Annotated in this window: 15 protein-coding genes; all 15 read left to right on the forward strand. The window is 35.6% G+C overall.

Annotated features, from left to right (window positions below):
* Positions 1-549 precede the first annotated feature (549 nt).
* The 15 genes from guaB (at position 550) to G6O73_RS10900 (ending at position 23265) form a co-directional block, all read left to right on the forward strand.
* Positions 550-2034, forward strand: coding sequence for an IMP dehydrogenase (gene guaB, locus G6O73_RS10830; protein WP_057885042.1), 1485 nt, complete (start codon positions 550-552; stop codon positions 2032-2034).
* Between the two features lie 150 nt (positions 2035-2184).
* Positions 2185-2901 carry a demethylmenaquinone methyltransferase gene (locus G6O73_RS10835; RefSeq protein ID WP_057885043.1) on the forward strand — a complete coding sequence of 239 codons (717 nt, stop codon included), beginning with the start codon at positions 2185-2187 and terminating at the stop codon, positions 2899-2901.
* Positions 2902-3420: 519 nt separating this feature from the next.
* Complete coding sequence (locus tag G6O73_RS10840) at positions 3421-4422, forward strand: sugar transferase (protein ID WP_057885044.1); 1002 nt, start codon at positions 3421-3423, stop codon at positions 4420-4422.
* Between the two features lie 6 nt (positions 4423-4428).
* Positions 4429-5604, forward strand: a complete 1176-nt coding sequence (gene secY2 / locus G6O73_RS10845; RefSeq protein ID WP_057885045.1) for an accessory Sec system protein translocase subunit SecY2 — start codon at positions 4429-4431, stop codon at positions 5602-5604.
* A 76-nt stretch (positions 5605-5680) separates the two neighbouring features.
* The gene (asp1, locus tag G6O73_RS10850; protein ID WP_057885046.1) at positions 5681-7246 is read left to right on the forward strand and encodes an accessory Sec system protein Asp1; all 1566 of its coding nucleotides are present in this window, start codon (positions 5681-5683) and stop codon (positions 7244-7246) included.
* Complete coding sequence (gene asp2, locus G6O73_RS10855) at positions 7247-8785, forward strand: accessory Sec system protein Asp2 (RefSeq protein WP_057885047.1); 1539 nt, start codon at positions 7247-7249, stop codon at positions 8783-8785. It begins immediately after the preceding gene.
* Complete coding sequence (gene asp3 / locus G6O73_RS10860) at positions 8778-9737, forward strand: accessory Sec system protein Asp3 (RefSeq protein WP_057885048.1); 960 nt, start codon at positions 8778-8780, stop codon at positions 9735-9737. Before asp2 ends, asp3 begins: the two co-directional genes overlap by 8 nt.
* A gap of 11 nt (positions 9738-9748) precedes the next feature.
* On the forward strand, positions 9749-12097 hold the full coding sequence (secA2, locus tag G6O73_RS10865) for an accessory Sec system translocase SecA2 (RefSeq protein ID WP_148127193.1): 2349 nt from the start codon (positions 9749-9751) through the stop codon (positions 12095-12097).
* Positions 12098-12115: 18 nt separating this feature from the next.
* Positions 12116-13630, forward strand: coding sequence for an accessory Sec system glycosyltransferase GtfA (gtfA, locus tag G6O73_RS10870; protein ID WP_057885050.1), 1515 nt, complete (start codon positions 12116-12118; stop codon positions 13628-13630).
* Positions 13623-14936, forward strand: a complete 1314-nt coding sequence (gene gtfB / locus G6O73_RS10875) for an accessory Sec system glycosylation chaperone GtfB (RefSeq protein ID WP_057885051.1) — start codon at positions 13623-13625, stop codon at positions 14934-14936. The genes gtfA and gtfB overlap by 8 nt, the downstream gene beginning before the upstream one ends.
* Positions 14937-14949: 13 nt before the next feature.
* On the forward strand, positions 14950-15135 hold the full coding sequence (locus tag G6O73_RS10880) for a hypothetical protein (RefSeq protein WP_057885052.1): 186 nt from the start codon (positions 14950-14952) through the stop codon (positions 15133-15135).
* 568 nt (positions 15136-15703) lie between these two features.
* Entirely contained in the window at positions 15704-19417 is a 3714-nt protein-coding gene (locus tag G6O73_RS10885; RefSeq protein ID WP_219935180.1) for a lectin-like domain-containing protein, read from the forward strand.
* A gap of 219 nt (positions 19418-19636) precedes the next feature.
* Positions 19637-20344 (forward strand): MIP/aquaporin family protein, encoded by a 708-nt coding sequence (locus G6O73_RS10890; protein ID WP_057885129.1) that lies wholly within the window; start codon positions 19637-19639, stop codon positions 20342-20344.
* Between the two features lie 285 nt (positions 20345-20629).
* Positions 20630-21553 (forward strand): DMT family transporter, encoded by a 924-nt coding sequence (locus G6O73_RS10895; protein ID WP_057885130.1) that lies wholly within the window; start codon positions 20630-20632, stop codon positions 21551-21553.
* A 125-nt stretch (positions 21554-21678) separates the two neighbouring features.
* The gene (locus G6O73_RS10900; protein ID WP_057885131.1) at positions 21679-23265 is read left to right on the forward strand and encodes an APC family permease; all 1587 of its coding nucleotides are present in this window, start codon (positions 21679-21681) and stop codon (positions 23263-23265) included.
* The last annotated feature ends 158 nt before the right edge of the window (positions 23266-23423 follow it).

Below are 23423 nucleotides of genomic sequence, written 5' to 3' on the forward strand. Positions count from 1 at the left end.
ACTAAAGTAGCTGAAACTGGGATGGCTATTTTAAACACCATCTAGCTAACAGTTTGATTCAGGTGGTCAAACCCATACTGTAGCTGGTACTTAGTATAACATATTGTAATTAACAACTGATAGATGTTAAAATATATTTAGAAACTGAGATGGCAATACACTTTCTTTGTGGACCTAGTCAATCCACTCACTTGCAGGCTTCCGGATTAAACTTCTGGAGGTCTTTTTTTTGGCTAACTTGTAGTGTAAAAAAATTAAGTGCGATCATTGTCGATTAATGTGAGATACTTTTTAAACTAAAATTAATTCCGGCAAAAATCTCGGTTTACTTTGATTGAATGACTTGCGGCAGCTTTATAGTGCTGAAAGATTTTTAGAAGTTATTGTTTGAGTTGATCATCATCGTCGTAAAGTTCGTAAAAAAAACAAAATTTTCAATTATTTTTACTTGCTTAATCGTTTTTTTGTGAAAAATAGATGAGAATGCTTGCTTTTACCCAGAATATTGGGTATTTTAGAAAATAAAAATATTAAAGGAGCGTTTTTGTAATGTCGAATTGGGATACCAAATTTGCGAAACAAGGATTCACGTTTGATGATGTTTTATTGATTCCGGCTGAAAGTCACGTCTTGCCAAATGATGTAGATTTGAAGATTGAGTTGGCGGATAATTTGAAACTTAATATCCCGATTATTAGTGCGGGAATGGACACGGTTACCGAGTCTTCAATGGCAATTGCGATGGCACGTCAAGGTGGCTTAGGTGTCATTCATAAAAATATGACGATTGCGCAACAGGCTGATGAAGTGCGTAAAGTTAAACGTTCTGAGAGTGGCGTGATTATTGATCCATTCTTCTTAACACCAGAAAATTCAGTGGCTGAAGCAGAGGATTTAATGCGTAAGTACCGTATCAGCGGAGTCCCGATTGTTGATAGTTTAGAAAATCGTAAATTTGTCGGCATTATTACTAATCGTGATCTTCGATTTGTTGATGATCATCATCAGCCAATTGACAAGGTGATGACAAAAGATCATTTGATTACTGCCCCTACCGGAACTTCTTTAGAAACAGCTCAAGATATTTTGCATAAACATCGTATTGAAAAATTACCAATGGTTGATGATCAAGGTCGCTTGACTGGCTTAATTACTATTAAAGATATTGAGAAAGTTGTTGAATTTCCACATGCTGCTAAAGACGAACATGGTCGTTTGTTAGCTGCTGCTGCTGTCGGAGTAACAAGTGATACTTTTGATCGAGCACAGGCGCTAATTGATGCCGGGGTTGATGCAATTGTCATCGATACAGCGCATGGCCATTCAGCTGGAGTTATCCGTAAAATCAAGGAAATTCGTCAACATTTTCCGAAAGTAACTTTAATTGCTGGTAATGTTGCCACTGCCGCAGCTACCAAAGCTTTATATGATGCTGGGGTTGATATTGTTAAAGTTGGAATTGGGCCTGGTTCAATTTGTACAACACGGATTGTAGCCGGCGTTGGCGTTCCACAATTAACGGCCATTTATGATGCGGCCAGCGTTGCTCGTGAATATGGAAAGACAATTATTGCCGATGGCGGGATTAAGTATTCTGGTGATATCGTTAAAGCTTTGGCTGCTGGTGGTAATGCAGTTATGCTGGGCAGTATGCTAGCTGGAACGGATGAAGCACCTGGTGAAACTGAAATTTATCAAGGCCGTCGGTTTAAGACTTATCGTGGAATGGGCAGCTTGGCTGCTATGGACAGCAAGCACGGTTCATCAGATCGTTACTTCCAAAGCGGAGTTAACGAAGCTAACAAACTTGTTCCTGAAGGAATTGAAGGCCGGGTTGCTTATAAAGGCCGGGTTGGCGATGTTGTCTATCAAATGGTCGGTGGGCTACGTTCCGGAATGGGCTATGTTGGAGCAGCAACCTTGAAAGGTTTGCAAGATGATGCTCAGTTTATTCGGATTTCTAACGCTGGTTTGCGTGAATCACATCCACATGATGTTCAGATTACCAAAGAAGCACCTAATTATAGTAAATAAAAGCTAATTTTAACTTAAAACTAGCAGGACTGAATCGCTTTTGGTGGTTCAGTTTTTTATTTTTTAGTAGGAGCTATAGCTAGCTAGCAGCTGATAAAAAGACTAAAATCAAGATTAAGATAGTTAATTTGAGAGTCAGGGGATGAACCAATGGGAATAACAAATCCAACACCGCCAACTAAGGTCAAGGAACTATTCGATCGTTTGGCACCAAATTATGATCAGATGAATAATGTGATTACTTTAGGAATTCAAAATTCTTGGCGCAAACAAACGATGAATTATTTGCGATTACCAGTTAATGCACAGGTTTTAGATTTATGTTGTGGCACCGGTCATTGGACGTTAGATTTAGCGCGAGCAACAAATGACACCAGCCGAATTACCGGGTTAGATTTTAGCCCGCAAATGTTGGAGTTGGCAAAAGCTAAACTAGCTAATTCCAATTTACAATCAAAAGTCAGACTGCTACAAGGGGATGCAATGAAGTTGCCGTTCGCCGATAACTCCTTTGATTTGGTAACAATTGGTTTTGGCTTGCGCAATGTTCATGATGCGCAGCAAGTACTGCGTGAAATGACACGTGTGACTCGACCTGGCGGACAGGTTGTTTGTTTAGAAACTTCACAACCACAAGATGGAATTTTAAAAATGGGTTGGAAAATGTACTTTTCATTAGTTCCGTGGGTAGCAAAGCTATGTGGCAATCAACGGCAAGATTACCGTTACTTGCAGAAAACAGCAGAAAAGTTTCCAACAGCGCCTCGATTAGCCAAGCTGTTTCAAGAAGCAGGGTTAGCTAAAGTTGAGTATCATTATTTTACCTTTGGCGCAGGAGCATTACACTTTGGAACAAAAATTAGATAGTGAAAAGCACTTGTGGAGCCTGATTCAAAAGTGAGCTGCTTTCTAAAGAGTTAAAGTCAATAATCCATTTTATTAGCTGGTCTTTTGTCGATTTTTTATCGGTTAAAGGCCAGCTTGTTTTATAATAGTTGATCCATGTTTTACTGCATGAGCTGAGTTAGATTTACTACTAGTGCCTATCTTTTACAGCTCATTTCACTTTAATTTCAAGGAGATATTTCACAAAATATTGGTTTCTTTCCAAACGTGCAATGCTATTTCTCCACTATATCATCTCCTAATAAATTGTTTCTAGAGTCCTCAATCTAGAACTCTATTTGTGCGTTGAAAGCAATAACGATCTTTTTAAATTTAAAAAGGTTAATTTGTGGATGATTTAACCTTTTTTTGTTAAAATTTGAATTGGTTAAGCGCATGAAATTATTTTATTCTTAACTGATTAGTTCTTTTATGATATATTATGTTTCAAATATGAGCAAATATAACAAAATGTGGATATTTGTTGGAGGATAGAGTTCTATGAAGATACACATAACAAACATATACGGTCAATCATCAAAAAGTACAGCGCTAATTGCCCAAAACACAGTTGCTAAGATTGCGCGGACTTTAGCTTTTAATGAGTTAAGCATTTATTTTTATGATATTAAAGTTGACAGTCCAAGAGAGTTGGACAAACGATTGGATGGTGTTTTGGCTGGTGTGGCCAACGGAGATCTAGTAATTTTTCAATCACCAACTTGGAATGATATGAAATACGATGAGGAATTTGTCAAAAAGTTAAAAGCATATAAAAATGTCAAAATTGCATTTTTTATTCATGATGTTTTACCGCTAATGTTTTTGTCTAATCGTTATTTATTTAAAAGAGTAATAAACTTTTATAATCAAGCAGATGTCTTAATTGTTCCTTCAAATTCGATGTTAAAATTGCTGAGAAAACAGGGATTGAAAGTCAAAAAAATCGTAATTCAAGAAATGTGGGATTGCTTAACAGATCTGGATTTACCGGTTCCAAAACAAAATGATTATTTAAATTTCATTGGTGATCCGCAAAAATTTTCTTTTGCTAATAAATGGGATTACGAGATTCCATTACATCTTTATTCAACTAATGCACCAGCTGAAAAAGAAAAAGTTGAGTTTCAAGGATGGCAATCACCGGCCAATCTATTATTGAATTTGGCTGAGGGTGGATGGGGTTTAGTTTGGTCTGATAATCCTGAAGTTGAAGAATACATGAAAGTATGTCTTTCTTATAAACTAAGCACATACTTAGCTGCTGGAATTCCAGTAGTTGTGAAAAAGGGAATTTCTAATCAGAAAATTATTGAGGATAATAAACTTGGATTAGTAGTTAATGATTTAAATGAAGCTGTTATAAAAGTTAAGTCGTTATCATCTAAAGACTATCAAGAATATATTGAACACACTATCCATTTTGCTGAATTGCTGCGAAACGGGTTTTTTACCAAAAAATTATTGATAGAAACAGTTCATTGTCTACTACGTAAGGATTAGGTTTAAGTGAAAAAAAATCAAAAACAAAATGAAAGTACTAGAATAATTTTAAAAAAAATTTCTTGGACAGCTTTGATTTTAATAGTTTATGATATCGGTCGTCATATTCCTTTGCCGTTTAATGACTATAAAATGATTAAGCAATTAATGATTAATGATCACTTATTGGCTTTATCAGGCAGTGCCACGGGAGCTAATTTATCGCAAATTTCTTTATTTTCTTTGGGACTTGGGCCCTGGATGTCGGCGATGATTATTTGGCAACTGCTGGTGATGATTAAAAAGTTTAGTTTTGATAAATTGAGTAAACGAGAAGCAAGCTTTTTTCAGTTATTGATAACGCTTTTTATTGCTCTGATTGAAGCTTGGGGCCTGTTATTAGGGCTAAGATTGGTAGAAATGAATTTGTTGAAAACCTTAATTATTATTTTGACGATGGTCAGTGGCAGTTTCTTTTTGATTTGGTTGGCTAATATGAACGCAATTAATGGAATTGGAGGAACGGTGACTGTCGTTTTATTCGGAATGATTGCTAGTATTGCTCAACAAGTAAAGCCGATTTTTAAAGTTAAATTAACTTCTTGGAATTATGCATTTTGGCTTATATTAATTATGGTTGTTGGGTTGTTACTTATATTGATGGCGGTGATTTTAGATAAAGCAGAGTATCGAATAATAATCCATCGAATTTTAATTAATAATAAATTTAATCAACAAACATATTTACCCGTTAGGCTTAACCCAGGTGGCGGGATGGCGATTATGTTTGGATTATCACTATTGCTAGTTCCCAATTATCTTATTCGTATTTTACACAACTTTAACCAGCAAAATATGTTGATTTATTGGCTTTCAAAAAATATTGGACTTAATTCGTATTTCGGTGTTTCAATTTACGTAATCATTTTAGTTAGTTTATCAATTGTTTTTGGCTTTGTTAATGTTGATGCAGAAAAGATTTCCGAAAATTTGAGAAAATCAGGTGATTATATAATTAATTGTCAGCCAGGAGTTCCCACGCAAGCATATTTGCAAAGATATATAAAGCTATTTTCAACGTTGGGAGCTTTTTTTACAGGCCTCATTGCTGGATGTCCGCTGTATTTGGGAGTTATCTATTCTCAATACAGCACAACATTGATGTTGCCCGGTTTTTTATTAATGTCCGTTAGTATGCTGTGAATGATTACAGATCAAATAAAAACAATTATTTTATTGCATAGCTATTCAGATTTATTTTCAGATTAGGAGGAAAATAATGTTTTATTTTTTGCCTGATTGGCAGCAATCAGAAAATTTTTGGGAAAATACAGCTGAACCTTGGTACCGTGAAACAAGAAAAATTGAATTTGATGACACAATTAATCAGTTGCGGATGCTGATTAAAGCTAACCAGTCTAGTAAAATGCTTATTTTAAGCTATTCTCCATTTTTGCGTAGCTTTTTACAGCGACAAGATATTCTAGGGGTAAATAGTTTTAATGCTTTTGATGTAATTCAAGGTATCAATTTGAAATATATGCGGTCGTTAAATTTTACAGATTTGAATTGGCCCACTGATATTGAATTTAGTTATACGCCATTTTTGGTTATTGCCCGCCGACAAGATCAGCTTTATGCCCGAATTGAGTTTGCTTCAAATGGGCGATTACTAAAAATTATTCGGTTTTTAAATGATAAGTCGTCTGAGACTTTATTGTTTGATGATCGTGGCTTTTTGTCGAGTTTAATTTATCAAAATAAATCAATCTCTGAAAAACAGCAAACTTTTTTTGACTTAAACGGAAATTGGAGAATAAAAGTAAATTATCCAGCTATGAATGTGGAAGTTAATCCAAATTTTTATACTGAATTTATGCAAAAAAAATACGATAACATTGAAGAATTAATCGTTGAGAAATTTTGCCAGTATTTAACTAAGTGTTTTTCTAAAAAGGATACTTTAATTGTGGCTGCTGCTGAGAGACAAATCAATTTGGTAAACAAAATTGACTTACCTCGAAAACAGGTAGTTTTTTCTTTTTTTGCACAACGTCAAGATATCGATAAACAACAAATTGTCAAATTGACTAAAAAAGCCGCTACTTTTATTGCCGACACAGATAAAACTGTCAGTCAATTAAATTCAATCAGCTCTCATACTGATTATCCAGCAGAAGTAGTGCAAATTTCCCCATTTGATAGCAGATTAGAATTAGGACATAGTCAACAAGTAAAAAAATTAAAAATTTTGTTATTGGTTAACAGACTTGATATTAGTGATCAAAAGCCCGTTTTAAGTGAACTTATCAAGACAATGAAACAAAATCAATTGATTGAGCTAGTCTTGGTTGATTATCAAAATACTCAGACTTATTGGAAGAAAGTTGTGCAGCAAGTAATTCAGCAACAAAAAGCTGAGGACTTGTTTGTTTTTGCAGATCAGCAACAAATTGTTTCAAAAGTTAAAAATGAAAATGATTTTAATTCTACCAAGAGAAAAATTATATGGTGTTTTTTACAAAGTGAAGAAGATGTTATTAGACAATTATCTGATACCAGGTTAGTTATAGACTTAGCTAAAGAACCTGACCTTTTTTTACAAATTGCAAGTATAAGCGCAGGAATTCCACAAATTAATCAAGTAAAAACTAGCTATGTTGAAGATCACAAAAATGGTTTGATAATTAAGAAAATCGACCAGTTAAAGCAGGCAGTTAATTTTTATTTAGTAGGTTTGACAAACTGGAATCAAGCTTTAGTATATGCGGCAAAAAGAATTTCAGAATATTCGAGTAAAAACTTGATAAAAAAATGGCAAAAAATTTCAAAGGAAGCGGAGTAAATGAATCCTCAAAAAATTTCTGTGCTTCAAGTTGGAGTGAGTGATTGGTCTAAAAAGTTTTCCTTGCCTGATCAGTTGAAATGGGATTTTATAACGGTTGAAAAGGCACAAAAGAAACTTCTTTTGAAAGATGGCTTTAAGCCGCGAGTACTTATGCTGACTGATCTGGAGCAATTAGATGACTTAAATGAAACAATTAGAAAAACTGCACCAGTTTATGCAGTTTTATATCCGCAAGAGCAAAAGTCAATAAGTCCAAAAATTGTTGATTTTTTAAAGAATAAGAGAGCAGTTGCAGTTTCCCTAAAGGATCCAACAAAATTGTTGAAAAAAATTGCATTAAGCTTTTTTGATAACCAAAGTGGGATTAAATTAGGAGTCAATAATATTGAGATTAATCCGGCTTTTAATGGAACACAGAGATATCATGGTAATTCAAGCTTGGAATTAGATAGTAACTATGGTTCAGAGTATCGTCCATTAGTCTATTGGCGAAATAGCATGTATGTTGATCCAGGAAAAAGAGTAGAAGTTTGGCTAGAGTATTTGAAGGAAGAGAGTGTAAATTTAAAATTACAGTTTTTTGAAACTGCAAATGGATCAACTGAAAATGAACAACCAACTTGGACCTTGAGTGAACAACAGTTGCAGCAACCAGAAATTTTGGAACGAACGCATAATGAAAAAAATGGGTCGTATTTAAATGCAGTACTTTGGATCAAAGGTCAGGGCAAAATAGAAATAAGTTCATTGCATTTTCGTTGGTCACGGTACGAATTCGGAAATTTAATAGTTGGCGGTCAACGCATGGTGGATCGATTTCGACAGGAGTTTTTTTATTACTTTGATCCGGGTGATCTTAAACCACCGCTAAATGTTTATTTTGCAGGTTATCGTTCGCTTGAAGGCTTTGAAGGATATGGTATGTTGAAAAAGCTAGGTGCACCATTTTTGCTATTCACTGATCCTAGATTAGAAGGAGGGAACTTTTACATTGGCTCTCAGGAATATGAGCAAAAACTTTTAGGGGTTATAAAAAAAGTAGTGGCAGAACTAGGCTTTACTCAACAGCAGATAATTCTTTCAGGAATTTCAATGGGAACCTTTGCCGCGCTCTACTATGGCAGTTTTCTAAAAGCACATGCTATTATTCTCGGGAAACCTTTAATAAATCTTGGGTTGATTGCTGAAAATAACAGACTTTTGCGTCCGCAAGAATTTGATACTTCATTGGATATATTAATGAGTGGGAAAGCCAAGGGGTCAAGTAGTAAGGATTTGAATCACTATATCTGGCGAAAGTTACTGCAGGGAAATTTTAAAGAGACTGTTATAGCTGCAGCTTATATGAAAAATGATGATTATGATGGTTTAGCTTTTAAACAACTTGTTCACCAATTACAGCCACAACAGGTAAAGATTTTGGGTAAGGGGTGGATTGGCAGACATAATGATAATACACCTGCAATAATAAGTTGGTTTCTAAACCAATATAATTATTTTTTAAGAAATGATTTCGAAAGGAATAATTATGAATAATTATGCTGTAAATTTAATATTCTGGGAGAACACAGCATCAACCTATCTCTATGGGTCAAGTATCAGTTTTTTAAGTAAAGAACATGTGACCTTTGCGAATAACTTAATGTCGCCAGGAAAAAAAATTGTTGAATGGTATTCACAAACTAACTATCAAGCGCAACGATTTTGCCCACAATTACCGTTATTAACCCCAAAGCATAGTTATGTTTTAAGATTACGAGCTCGGACTGAACCAGCCAAGTCAGTGTTAGTTCGACTAAGTTTTTATAACCATGGTGGGCAGTTGATTGGGCAAAAATTTATTTCTGGTTTTCAAGGGGAATTTGTTTATCCAACAATGTCTGCCAGTTATAGCATTGCATTATTGAATGCTGGGTGCCAGGAAATTAATTTTCAAAGACTGGAATTAATGGACAGTCGCTACACTTTACCTCAAAATGATAATTTCTTTTTTTCAAAGTTTAACCAAGGGAGAAATTCAAAATTACATATTTTCTTTCTAGAACCGACATTAAGGACAGTTGAGCTTCCAATTAAAATTAATTTAGAAAAAAAAATAGGTGGGAATATATTATTGATTGGTAGCTCATTTATAAATGCTCATCTCTATATTGATCCAGAAGTGAAATCACGAATCTTAGCTGAGGCCAAAAGTGCAGAAATGATTTTCTACGGTGCCGGACCAATTTCAAATTTTGCTGCATGTTACTATAGCAAATTGTTTTCGGCATCAAATAAGCTCTCAAAGAGATGGTTTACTACTGAACAATATTTAAATATTATTCAGCGAGAGCAGTTGCCAATTGTTGCTGCAAAATTAATTAATTCACTTCCAAGTTCAGCTATGAATGACAATATTTCGGGGGATTCTTTGTCACTTATTCCGCCAAACCTGTATAGCAATCAAGAATCGTTATTTAAGGAAATCCAACAAGAAATTGATAATTAGAAGGGATGTTAATGAAAGACTATACACTAAGAAGCTTGTATCATTTAGTAAGGCGGATTAACCAGTATGCTTCTGAATTCAAAAGTCTGACTGATGTTCAATTGCAAGACAAGACAGTATTTTTTAAGCACCAACTAGAAAATGGCAAAACATTAGATGAAATTTTGCCAGAAGCTTTTGCAGTTGTGCGTGAAGCAGATCGACGTGTGTTGGGAATGTTTCCTTTTGATGTTCAGGTAATGGGTGGCATTGTTCTCCATCAAGGCAATGTTGCTGAAATGAAAACTGGGGAAGGGAAAACGCTAACTGCTACAATGCCGTTATATTTAAATGCTTTAACTGGTCAAAGCACGTTATTAATAACAGCTAATGAATACTTAGCAAAACGTGATGCGGCTGAGATGGGAAAAGTGTATCAGTGGCTCGGCTTAAGTTGCAGTTGTGGTGTAACAGCACCGGATAAAGACTTAAAACCAGTTGAAAAACGGGCAATTTATGCTGCAGATATTGTTTATACAACGAGTGGAACTTTTGGTTTTGATTATTTATTGGACAATCTAGCAAGTAATTCAGCTGAGAAGTATATGCGGCCTTTTGGATACGCAATTGTAGATGAGGTTGATCAAGTGTTATTAGATAGTGCCCAGACTCCACTAGTAATTTCTGGAGCACCAAGGGTTCAGTCCAATATGTATCGGATAGCCGATAATTTTATTCAGACATTGTCCGAGGACCAAGAATATAAACTAGATGAAGAACGAAAATCAGTATGGTTAACGCCAAAAGGGATAACAGCTGCTGAACATTATTTTCGACTTTCAAAGTTATATGATGGACAATACACTGAATTATTACGTCAAATAATGCTTGCCCTGCGAGCGCACACGTTATTTGAAAATGGTAAAGACTACGTTGTTGAAGCTGGAGAAATAAAACTGCTTGATGAACAAAACGGACGAGTCTTGGAAATGACCAAGCTTCAATCTGGGCAGCATCAAGCACTTGAAGCACGTGAAAATTTAGATATCACTCCAGATATGCGTGCAATGGCGTCGATTACTTTTCAAAATCTATTTCGAAAATTTAAAAAGCTAGGGGGAATGACTGGAACAGGTAAAACAGCAGAAGAGGAGTTTATCGAAACTTATTATATGAAGGTCGTTCGAATTCCAACTAATCGGCCAATAATTCGCCGTGATTTACCTGATTTGGTTTATTCAACTTTGCCAGAAAAACTTTTAGCATCTTTGGATCTAGTGAAGAAGTTGCATCAAAAAGGGCAACCGATCTTGCTTGTGACACAATCTGTAGAACTGTCCGAAATTTATTCAGAATTATTACTGCGTGAACAGATACCTCACAATGTTTTAAATGCCCGAAATGCTGCTAAAGAGGCAGCTATTATTGCCGAGGCAGGTCAAAAAGATGCGGTAACGGTGGCAACTTCCATGGCAGGACGAGGGACGGATATAAAGCTGGGAACAGGTGTAGCTGAGTTAGGTGGACTTGCTGTGATTGGAACTGAGAAAATGACTAACCATCGAGTTGAATTACAATTGCGCGGAAGAGCGGGCAGGCAAGGAGATCCGGGAATGAGTCGCTTTTTTGTTTCACTTGAAGATGAAGTAGTGTTTAAATTTGGAGCACGTTGGCTGCGTCACTACTTTGAAAATCATTCTTTTAAGTTTGGCAATTCTCCTAAAAGGCTGAAATCAAGGTTAATTTATCAAGCAATTCAAAGAGCTCAAAATGTTAGTGACAACAATGGGTATCAGCAGCGAAAAAGTACCTTGGAATTTGATGAAAGCGTTAGAATTCAACGTGAAGAGATTTATAAACAACGTGATAAATTAATTTTTGGAACAGAGCATCTAGATTGTCAGGTAAAAAATATTTTAAAAAAGCAGATCAACACTTTTGTAAAAAATAGCCATCATTTAACACAGCAGAGAATAAGTCGCTTTATTTGGGACAATCTAAGTTATAGTTATCAAATTGAAGACAGTAAATCGTTTGATCAGGAATCTTTGACAGATTATTTATACGACATAGCCTTATCACAATTGCATAATAAGATTAATTCGATGAACGAAGGTGATCGGCAAAGTTTTTTTCGGTTAGCAATTTTAAAAGCAATTGACAATTGTTGGATAGAGGAAGTTGATAATTTGCAACAGTTACGGACAGTAGTTTCAGCACGCCAATATGCACAGCGAAACCCAATTTATGAATATCACCAAGAGGCGATGACGTCTTTTAAAAAAATGAAGTCGAGAATAATGCAACAAATCATCAAAAATTTATTATTGAGTTCCATTTTAACTGGAGAAAACGGTGAGTCAGTTATTTACTTTTCCTAGAAAAGGAGGACAAACAAGATGACGGTTTACAATTTCAATTTAGGAATAGGTTGGGCAAGCAGCGGAGTTGAGTATGCCCAAGCGTATCGAGCAAAAATTATGCGCCAAATAAAACAACCCGTCAAATTTATTTTTACTGATTTGATTTTAAATGAAAATATTGAAAATTTAACAAGCAATATTGGTTTTCATGATGATGAGATAATTTGGCTGTATCAATTTTTCACCGACATAAAAATATCCCCCAATAAATACACATTACAGCAATTTGAAGAAAGTATTCAATTCGAGAAACGTCAAGGAAAAATAGAAGAAGTTAATTCTAAAGTAATTCGATATCATTTTAAAGCTGAAAAGCAATTTGCAACAGTGTACTTAGCAGAACCCAATAGTGATTTGGTAGCGCGGGTTGAATATGTTTCTCGTGGTTGTTTGATACGTAAAGATTATTTTACATCCACAAAGATTTTTTCGGAATATTATGCACCAAAGGATCAAAGTGCTCATCTGTATCTCCGACGTTTTTTTAATCAAAACGGTTCAATAGCCTATGAAGAATTAATTGATGGAAATAACGAGTTATATCTCTTCCCTGACAAGATTTTATATTCAAAAATTGATTTAATCGGTTATTTCATAGATAAATTAAATTTAAGCGGACAAGATGTGCTGATTTTAGATCGAGCAACTGGAATTGGCCAAGCAGTTTTTCGGCATCATAAACCAGCAAAATTAGGTGTTGTAATTCATGCTGAACATTTTAGTGAAAATGCAACAGATGATACTAACATTCTATGGAATAATTTTTATGAGTATCAATTTGATCAAGCAAATCAAGTAGACTTCTTTGTCACAGCAACAATCACACAAAAGAAAATTTTGGAACAGCAATTCAAAAAATATTGTGGATTTGCACCTAAAATTGCAGCAATTCCAGTTGGAGGATTGCCTAATCTGAATCAAGCTCAAAAGAGAAAAGAATTTTCTTTAATTACTGCTTCAAGATTAGCCACTGAAAAACATATTGATTGGTTAATTTTAGCCGTAGTTCAAGCCCATCAGCAAATTCCACAATTAGTTTTCGATATTTATGGTGAAGGTTCAGAAAAGAAAAAATTACAATCAACAATCCAAAACTTGCATGCGGAAAAATATATAAAATTATGTGGGCATCAAGATTTGGAAAATATTTATCAAAATTATCAAGGATATATTTCAAGCTCGACAAGTGAAGGCTTTGGATTAACATTAATGGAGGCCTTGGGGTCAGGATTAGCTCTAATTGGATTGGATGTTCGTTATGGAAACCAAGAATTTATACAGGATAAAAAAAATGGTTATCTGATACCATATCACCAAAATAATGAATTTTCATTAACAATTAATCGGCTTTCAAAAGCAATTAATAATTTATTTACTGATTTTGATCTTGCGGCCGCTCACCAATGTTCATATGAATTGGCAAAGAAATATTTGTTCACTACAGTTGCAAAAAAATGGCAGGTTTTATTGGAGGAACTGGTAGATGATTAATTTATTTGATAGAAATGATCAAGCGACTTGGGATCTTTATTTTTCTCTTAAAGCGATTGGAGAAGAGAAGCCGACAATTATTATTCAAGATGACGGTTGGCTCCCCGACAACTTGGAATCTCCTTGGAATTATTTTTTGCGGGAGGACTGTGCAGGTCACCCATTATTTTTCAATCAAATTGCGGTTCCAGATTTTTGGGAAATAAGAGGTGATAACAGTTCGGCAAGTATTTATGATTATGATCGTCGGGCAGGAGAAATAGTTTATGCTAATCCCAAAAATAAACGTTGGGTAAAAGAAGTTAAGTGGTTTGATTATACAGGAAAAGTACGCAGTATTGACTATTATAACTGTTTTGGATGGCGCTTTGCCCAAGAAACAATTAATTTGGCGGGGCAATCAGTTATTAAGACTTATTATACGCAAACAGGCAAGGAAAAAATCGTTGAAAATTTGCTTACCGGAGATATTATTTTAAATACGAATGAAAAAATTTTGAATTTTATGTCTAGAACAGAATTTATTTATTATTATTTGTGTCAAAGAGGATTCCAATTAGACTGTATCCGATATAACTCGTTATCCTATCCTTTTTTCATTTCTCTTAAACGACAAACTGTTCAGAAAGATTTACTTTTTTGGCAGGAACCTTTGGGACAAACAATGCCAGGAAATATGAAATTGATTTTTGATGGGCAAGCAAAACAAACAAAAAGAATTATTTTTTTTGAACGTGATAGTTATGAAAATGCAAAAAAAATAAGTAGCAATAAATTAGATATTAATTTTGGCGGATATATTTATCAATATAAGCGAAAAAATAGTTACGGAAAAAACGGTTTGATTTTGACAAATTCGGATCAACTAGAAAAAATTGAAGTATTAATAAAAAGATTACCAGAAATGGATTTTAAAATTGCGGCTGTCACAGAAATGTCTGATAAATTAGAACAGCTCCGGTATTACAAGAATGTTACCCTCTATCCTAATATTACGCAGCAACAACTGAATACTTTATGGTATAAATGTGATTTTTATTTAGATATCAATCATCAAGGAGAATTGCAGAACGCTATTAGAACAGCTTTCGATTATAATTTATTAGTTGTGGGATTTGAAAATACGGCGCATAATCGGCATTTTACAGCGAAAGATAAATTGTTTCAGCCTCAGCATGTAAGTACAATGATTGAGGAACTGAAGAGATGTTTAAAAGATCCTATATATATGCAAAAGCAATTAGAACATCAGGCCGAGACTGCTAATCAAGCGACTTTAAACCAATATCGTCAATTGCTCGAATAGTGAGGAAATTAAAATGAAAAAAAATGAAGACTCAGATTTGTTTGAAAAAGACATAACAAAGCGGTTAAAGAAAGTCCAAGCACCTAAACAACAAAAAGAAAAACCGATTAGTAAATTGCAAGTTATTGCGCTAATCGTTACTGTAATCATTGTAGCGGGTATTATAATATCATTGCTACAAACCATTTTAAGTAAGTGAACAGCTCAATTCTTCGATATTTGTCATAGCAGAAATTGCTATGACTTTTTATTTTGAAAAAATTTAAACTGTCATCTTAGAGTATCATTTAGTCAACGAAACTCTTTTGTTACTACCTTATTGACGACAACCAAAACATATCTCAAGTATCCGTTTTCTAAATAGCAAAGTTGGTTCTGGAAGCTGCTTGCCGATAACTCAAAGTAGTAGCGAAACAGCTAATCAAAATACTCATATTAGTTTGACTATTAGTGACAACAAAAATTTCCCTCTAATAATTACTGACGATTATAATTAACCTAATAATTTAAAAAGCAGAAAACAGCTTTTATTAAAAAATAAAAACTGTTTTCTGCTTTTTGTTTACATAGCGATTTTTACTACATTTTGTGTTTTAAGATGTTCTTTAATAAAGCATATTTTTCTTATTTATAATAAAACGGTTTTTAAAGACTCATATTATAAGCTAAATTTTGCCATTAGTGATATAATATCTACGTTTCATATATTAAACTTAATTGTATATAATTCACTATATTGTCAAAAAAGCGTAATGGAGGTTCAGGCCGTGAATCGAAAATATAAGGGAAATTACTCTGAAAAAGACAGAATTACCCGAGTTAAGCTATATAAAGCTGGGAAAAATTGGGTTAGTTCTTTGATGAATGTCATTGGATTAATTAAAGTTTTTAGAAAGAAAGATATATCTGAAATCAACTTTTCAAATTTAGATATGTCTGAAAGAAAGGTTTCAAATAGAGGATCTAGTGAAGCAGCAAAAACAATAGCTGCAATTGGGGCACTTGCTGGCGGTGTTGCACTTACCGGTGGTGTTGTGTCAGCGGATCAAGTCTCAGGAACGGTAGCAGTATCGAAAACAGTTGAAGACGGAAATGTTTTAGCAGGGCAAGATAGTACACAACTTAGCAGTAATACTAGTAGCTTGTCTAATTCTGAAGAAGGAACTACTTCTTCTTCAAGTTCAACATCATCATCAAATTCAACATCAAGTTCGGTAATTAGCAGTGAGTCTACAAGTACTAGTCTTGCTAGTTCTGTTAGTGAATCATACAGTCAAAGCTATTCAACAAGTAGCAGTGTTTCAGATTCAGAAAGTATGTCTACTAGTGAGATTTCTAGTACAGATTCACAAAGTCAAAGTGAGTCGACAGTTGAAAGTGGAAGTTCACAAAATGTTACTCAAGAAAGCGGCTCTAATGCTAAAAGTAGTTCTGAAAACAGTGGGGTCAGCACTAGCCTAACGTCAAACCAAGACAATCAGTCTGATTCAAGTGAAATAACGAATTCTTCAGAAAGTACATCGAGTTCAGAAACTGCAACAAATTCACAATCTGAAAACAGTCAAGTTCAAGTCTCCTATCAAACATTAGTACAACAATTAAATGCAAATTCAACTTTAAGTGAAGAAAACAATGGGTTTGCAAATGTTACAAAAGACAATTTTTTAGATTACTTTTCTTTGAATGGATCTGCAACTTACGATCAAGATACAGGCATAGTTACTATTACTACTGACACTAATAACGAGGTTGGAAACTTTTCACTGAAGAGTAAAATTGATATGAACTCAAGCTTTACCTTAACGGGTCAAGTGAACTTAGGTGACAAGACTTCTTCTCATATGGGAGCCGATGGAATTGGTTTCGCTTTTCATGATGGAAATACCACTGATATAGGTAATGCTGGTGGTAATTTAGGAATTGGCGGTTTGCAAAATGCAATTGGTTTCAAACTTGATACTTGGCATAATGATTATCAAATTCCTCAGGCAAATAAGGACGGCGCAGAAATCTCTTCGACTGATTCTAATGGTTTTGGTTGGGATTCTGATCCAAGTGCTACTAGTTATCCGCAATTTGGGGCTTTTGTTACTACTTCTAATGAGCAAGTTGAGACTGCTAATGGTCAATCATATCAGCGATGGTGGGCAACAACGGATACAAGCTCAGCACAAAAACTAAATGCAGCTGATTTAGATGGGCAATTTCATGACTTTGTAGTTAGCTACGATGGTGATACACGGATATTAACTATTAGTTATACGCAAACAGATGGCACAATTTTAACTTGGACTAAAAGTGTTTCCAGCAGTGACCAAGCAATGGCTTTAATTGTGAGTGCTTCAACTGGCGGAGCTAAAAATTTACAACAGTTTAAAATTGAATCATTTTCTTTTAGGGAAGCTGCAACCGTTAATGTAATGTATGTAGATACGGAAGGAAATCAAATTGCCCAGGGGACAGTTACATATCCTAATGGACCTTACGTTAGCGATGAATACGAAACTACACGATTAGATATTCCAGGTTATACATTTGTAAAAATGGATGATGGCTCAGTTACAGGGACAAATAGTTTAGAACCCAGTGGCACGTTAACAACGGCTGGAAATAACGGAACAGTTGTTTATGTTTACAGCAATAATTCGACATCTGCAAGTCAATCAAATTCAACAAGCTCATCATTGAGTTCGAGTGAGTCAGCGTCCGAATCAGCTAGTTCATCAATGAGTTCAAGTGAATCAGCATCAGGTTCGACCAGTTCATCATTGAGTTCAAGTGAGTCAGCGTCTGAGTCAGCAAGCTCGTCAATGAGTTCAAGTGAGTCAGCATCAGGTTCGACCAGTTCATCATTGAGTTCAAGTGAATCGGCATCTGAGTCAGCTAGCTCATCAATGAGTTCGAGTGAATCAGCCTCCGAATCAGCAAGCTCATCAATAAGTTCAAGTGAATCGGCATCTGAGTCAGCTAGCTCATCAATGAGTTCAAGCGAATCGGCATCTGAATCAACGAGCTCATCCATGAGTTCAAGTGAATCAGCATCTGAATCAACCAGCTCATCAATGAGTTCGAGTGAATCAGCATCTGAATCAACTAGCTCATCAATGAGTTCAAGTGAGTCAGCATCTGAATCAACCAGCTCATCCTTAAGTTCGAGTGAATCGGCGTCTGAATCAACCAGCTCATCAATGAGTTCGAGTGAATCAGCATCTGAATCAACTAGCTCGTCAATGAGTTCAAGTGAGTCAGCATCTGAATCAACCAGCTCATCCTTAAGTTCGAGTGAATCAGCGTCTGAGTCAGCCAGCTCATCAATGAGTTCGAGTGAATCGGCCTCTGAATCAACCAGCTCATCAATGAGTTCAAGTGAATCAGCGTCTGAATCAACGAGTTCGTCAATGAGTTCAAGTGAATCAGCATCTGAATCAACCAGCTCATCAATGAGTTCAAGTGAATCGGCATCTGAGTCAGCTAGCTCATCAATGAGTTCAAGTGAATCGGCCTCTGAATCAACCAGCTCATCCATGAGTTCGAGTGAATCAGCATCTGAATCAACCAGTTCATCATTGAGTTCAAGTGAATCGGCATCTGAATCAACTAGTTCATCAATGAGTTCGAGTGAATCGGCCTCTGAATCAACCAGCTCATCAATGAGTTCAAGTGAATCAGCGTCTGAATCAACGAGTTCGTCAATGAGTTCAAGTGAATCAGCATCTGAATCAACCAGCTCATCAATGAGTTCAAGTGAATCGGCATCTGAGTCAGCTAGCTCATCAATGAGTTCAAGTGAATCGGCCTCTGAATCAACCAGCTCATCCATGAGTTCGAGTGAATCAGCATCTGAATCAACCAGTTCATCATTGAGTTCAAGTGAATCGGCATCTGAATCAACTAGTTCATCAATGAGTTCAAGTGAATCGGCATCAGGTTCAACTAGTTCGTCCTTGAGTTCAAGTGAATCGGCCTCTGAGTCAGCTAGCTCATCAATGAGTTCAAGTGAGTCAGCATCAAGTTCGGCCAGCTCATCGTTAAGCTCAAGCGAATCAGCATCCGAGTCAGCAAGCTCATCATTGAGTTCAAGCGAATCAGCCTCCGAATCAACCAGCTCATCAATGAGTTCAAGTGAATCAGCGTCTGAATCAACGAGTTCGTCAATGAGTTCGAGTGAGTCAGCGTCTGAATCAACCAGCTCATCATTGAGTTCGAGTGAATCAGCGTCTGAGTCAGCAAGCTCGTCATTAAGCTCAAGTGAGTCAGCATCTGAATCAACCAGCTCATCATTGAGTTCAAGTGAGTCAGCATCAGGTTCGACTAGTTCATCGGTAAGCTCAAGTGAATCAACATTAAGCTCTACTAAAAAGTCAAATGAAACTCTTCCACAAACAGGAGAAAACAATAATAATGAGTTTGCCTATCTTGGCTTAGCAGCATTGCTTGGAGCAATTGGCTTAGCAAAAGGCAAGAAGAAAAAAGAAGATTAGTTTTTAAAATAGATCAAAAAATAAAAATTTCTAGACATAGAGTATATTTGTCTAGAAATTTTTATTTATAAATAATTGTGTGAGCAGTTATATAACTTTAATTAGTGAAAAATTTCATAAGCATATTGTTATTATAATTTGCGTTTATATATTACAATTGTAAGCGTATTCAGGAAAGGGGACTGAATAGTTTAAAAGCTAAGTCTAGGAGGAATTTTTATGAGTGGTTTTTGGGGCGAATTTTTTGGAACAGCAGTATTGATTGTTTTAGGTGTCGGTTGTGGTGCTGGAGTTAATTTAAAGGGTAACTATGCTCATGGGCAAAACTGGACATTTATATCTTTGGCATGGGGAATGGCAGTAACCTTTGGAGTATTTGTGGCTGGACAGTTTGGTTCATTGGGACATTTAAATCCTGCTGTAACAATTGGCTTTGCAGCTTTTGGTTTTTTCCCTTGGCATGAGGTTGTACCTTATCTGCTAGGACAGTTTTTAGGAGCTTTTGTTGGTGCTGCAATTGTTATTATTCAATATTATCCACATTTTCAAGTAACTAAAACTGTTAATGAAGGCAATACAGTTGGAATTTTTTCAACCATGCCGGCAATTAAAAATTCTCTTTTTAATTTTTTGAGTGAAGTTATTGCAACCTTCGTTTTTATTTTTACGCTGCTGAACTTAGGTAATTTCACGCAAGGATTAAAACCAGTTATCGTTGGTTTATTAATTATGGTCGTAGGTCAAGCATTGGGCGGGACAACTGGTTTCGCATTGAACCCAGCCCGTGATTGGGGTCCAAGGTTGGCATACACAATATTGCCGGTTCCTAATCGTTCGAGTGCTCATTGGGAATACGCTTGGGTCCCAATGCTTGGACCATTGTGTGGCGGATTATTAGCTTCAGGTCTGCAATATGTTTTAAAATAGTCTGATTGCTAAATGAACACTTTGTTATTCTTAAAATGATTGAAAAACAAAAAATCATGTATTACAATAAACTTATTGGGTAATTAATGATTACTTATTCAACTAAATGATTATGGATCAAATGAACACCCAGTGAACCTGTGAAAAATTGATTCATCCACTTTAAAGGGGCTAATAGCTCCTTTTTTTGTGAGATTTTTTTAACTTTGCCCTATTTTAAAACAAATTTCGGTATCCTATAAAAGGACTTTATTGTTACTTTTTCTAACGTGAAAGGATTTTTTGATGCAAACAAAAACAAATGAAATTGTCAAAGGAATTTTTTGGGCAGCCGTTGCTTCGGGTATGTGGGGAATTTCCGGCACAGTACTTCAATTTATTTCCCAAGATGAGACACTACCAATTAGCTGGTTCTTATCAGTTAGAACATTGGGCGCCGGGATAATTTTATTAACGATTAGTTTTATTAAATATCGTTGGCAGATTTTTGATATTTTTAAATCTTGGAGATTAATTGGCTGGTTGCTAGCCTATGCAGTTTTAGGATTGATGGCTAATTTAATCACCTTTTTCATTTCTGTTAAAACTGGAAATGCTGCAGCAGCGACAATTTTACAATATTTAAGCCCTTTGTTTATAGTTTTAGGCAGTTTAGTATTTAAAAAGCAAAAACCGTTTACGAGTGATTTAATTTCGTTCTTGTTATCACTAGCAGGCGTTTTTCTGGTGATTACGCAGGGTAATTTTTCACAGTTGGCCATTCCTTTAGCTTCGCTATTATGGGGGATTGGTTCAGGTATCACCGCGGCTTGCTATATTGTTTTGCCTAAACCAGTATTGCGAACAGCTTCGCCGATAGTAGTTTTAGGTTGGGGAACGTTTCTGGCGGGAGTGTTCTTTAATTTATATCATCCATTTTGGCTGGAGGTGCCAACGATTACACCGGCTGTTGTAGCTTCGGTTGGAACAGTTATTTTATTAGGAACGATTCTGCCATTCAGTTTACTACTGTATAGTTTACATTTTGCTCCGTCAGATGTTGTTAGTATTATGGATGCTGTTCAGCCGATTGTTACTTCAATTTTAAGTGTCATATTTTTAAGCTTGAAAATGAATTGGGTTGAAGTGTTGGGAATTTGCTTGGTACTGATTGCAATTTATTATCTGCAACGAGGACGACGCCAAGCAGAGTTAGAAAATATTAAATAGACTGAAAGGCAGCTGGTTAAGCTTCTGTAAAACAGAGGAGCCAGCTGTTTTTTAAAAAATGAGATTTTTTTAATTCAATAAAAATAACATGCTATAATTAAGTATTACTGTTTGGAGGAAAAATAATGCCGCGAAAAATAAGTTTATTTTCAATTGTAATGTTAACCTTAAGCTCAATTATTGGTTCAGGATGGCTGTTTGGTTCAGGAATGGCAGCTCAGATAGCTGGACCAGCGGCGATTATTTCCTGGATTCTTGGGGGAGTAATTATTGGTGTAATTGCATTGAATTATATTGAATTAGGAACAATGTTTCCAACGACTGGTGGGATGAGCCAGTATGCTTCTTTTTCGCATGGGCCATTACTTGGTTTTGTGGCCGGGTGGGCTAACTGGATTTCATTGTTAACAATCATTCCAATCGAAGCTGTTGCGGCTGTCCAATATATGAGTTCTTGGCCCTGGTCTTGGGCTAATTGGACCCGCGGCTTTATCTCTGATGGTAGCATTACTAATCAAGGGCTAGTGATCGTTTTTTTATTTATGGCGGCATTTACGTTATTGAATTTTTGGTCGGTCAAATTATTGACCAGCTTTACTAGTTTAATTGCAGTATTTAAAATGGCGGTTCCGATCTTAACAATCGGAATTTTAATGTTGTCGGGTTTTGATACTAGTAATTTTAGCCACACAGCAGGGTTTATGCCGTATGGTAGTTCGACAATTTTTACTGCCACGACAGCTGCTGGAATTATTTTTTCATATAATGCTTTTCAAACAACGATTAATATGGGCGATGAAATTGAAAATCCAGAGAAGAATATTTTTTGGGGAATTGTCATTTCTTTTGGGATCAGCATTATTATCTATACGCTATTGCAAGTGGCCTTTATTGGTTCAGTTCCAACGACTAAATTAGCTGCTGGCTGGCGCGGAATTAATTTTCAATCGCCATTTGCCGATATTGCTTTGTTATTAAATTTGAGCTGGTTGGCGGATATTTTATATATTGAGGCTTTTGTTTCGCCATTTGGCACTGGGGTTTCTTTTGTTGCCACGACTTCGCGTGCGCTAGCGGCTATGACAACAACTCGTCATTTACCGACCTTTTTAGGACGACTTAGCCAAAAATATCAAACACCGCGTCGTTCAATGATTGTTAATTTGTTTTTAGGTATTTTAATGGCAGCCTGTTTTCGGAATTGGAGTGCATTATCAAATGTAATTTCAACTTCAACTCTAATTGCTTACATAACTGGTCCGGTAACTTTAATGACTTTTCGCAAATTAGCACCAGACTGGCAACGACCTTTCCGGTTAAAAGCTGCCCGAATATTAGCCCCTACAGCTTATTTGTTAGGCTGCTTAGCGATCTATTGGGCAAAATGGCCGACAACGATTGAGGTTTTCGGTGTAATTGGATTGGGTTTGATTTTTTATATTATTTATGAAGTTCGACAACCAATGGGACACCAACAAATGCTTGCTAGTTTAAAGGGAGCTCGTTGGTTAGCCTTCGAACTTTTATGGTTGACAGTTATGTCTTTAATTGGCAGTCATCAATTTGGTGGCAGTGGTTGGGTACCTTATCCTAGTGATTTCTTATTCGTGATTTTAGGTAGCTTAGGCTGCTACTTTTTAGGAATTCACGATGGCTACTTTGGTTTAGAAACCCAAACGGCTTGGAAATTAAATCGAAAAAGTAATTATTAGGGTACAGTTTAGTTTTGAATAAGCCTAATTTAATAAAAATCATGCACAAATAAAATTCCTAGTAAATATAAATTCTTTTTAATTTATTATTGACTGTTAACAAATTTGTGATAAAATTTAAATTAAGTTAATTGATAGCAGATCTCAATTAGCTTAAT

The organism is Liquorilactobacillus nagelii DSM 13675 (assembly GCF_019444005.1).
In the GTDB taxonomy this organism is placed as follows: Bacteria; Bacillota; Bacilli; order Lactobacillales; family Lactobacillaceae; genus Liquorilactobacillus; species Liquorilactobacillus nagelii.

What these genes read in the sequence shown, in the direction of transcription:
- G6O73_RS10900 (WP_057885131.1), top strand. Translation starts at nt 21,679, where the DNA reads ATGCCGCGAAAAATAAGTTTATTTTCAATTGTAATGTTAACCTTAAGC.
- G6O73_RS10895 (WP_057885130.1), top strand. Translation starts at nt 20,630, where the DNA reads ATGCAAACAAAAACAAATGAAATTGTCAAAGGAATTTTTTGGGCAGCC.
- G6O73_RS10840 (WP_057885044.1), top strand. Translation starts at nt 3,421, where the DNA reads ATGAAGATACACATAACAAACATATACGGTCAATCATCAAAAAGTACA.
- gtfA (WP_057885050.1), top strand. Translation starts at nt 12,116, where the DNA reads ATGACGGTTTACAATTTCAATTTAGGAATAGGTTGGGCAAGCAGCGGA.
- G6O73_RS10890 (WP_057885129.1), top strand. Translation starts at nt 19,637, where the DNA reads ATGAGTGGTTTTTGGGGCGAATTTTTTGGAACAGCAGTATTGATTGTT.
- G6O73_RS10835 (WP_057885043.1), top strand. Translation starts at nt 2,185, where the DNA reads ATGGGAATAACAAATCCAACACCGCCAACTAAGGTCAAGGAACTATTC.
- secA2 (WP_148127193.1), top strand. Translation starts at nt 9,749, where the DNA reads ATGAAAGACTATACACTAAGAAGCTTGTATCATTTAGTAAGGCGGATT.
- gtfB (WP_057885051.1), top strand. Translation starts at nt 13,623, where the DNA reads ATGATTAATTTATTTGATAGAAATGATCAAGCGACTTGGGATCTTTAT.
- asp3 (WP_057885048.1), top strand. Translation starts at nt 8,778, where the DNA reads ATGAATAATTATGCTGTAAATTTAATATTCTGGGAGAACACAGCATCA.
- G6O73_RS10880 (WP_057885052.1), top strand. Translation starts at nt 14,950, where the DNA reads ATGAAAAAAAATGAAGACTCAGATTTGTTTGAAAAAGACATAACAAAG.
- guaB (WP_057885042.1), top strand. Translation starts at nt 550, where the DNA reads ATGTCGAATTGGGATACCAAATTTGCGAAACAAGGATTCACGTTTGAT.
- asp2 (WP_057885047.1), top strand. Translation starts at nt 7,247, where the DNA reads ATGAATCCTCAAAAAATTTCTGTGCTTCAAGTTGGAGTGAGTGATTGG.
- asp1 (WP_057885046.1), top strand. Translation starts at nt 5,681, where the DNA reads ATGTTTTATTTTTTGCCTGATTGGCAGCAATCAGAAAATTTTTGGGAA.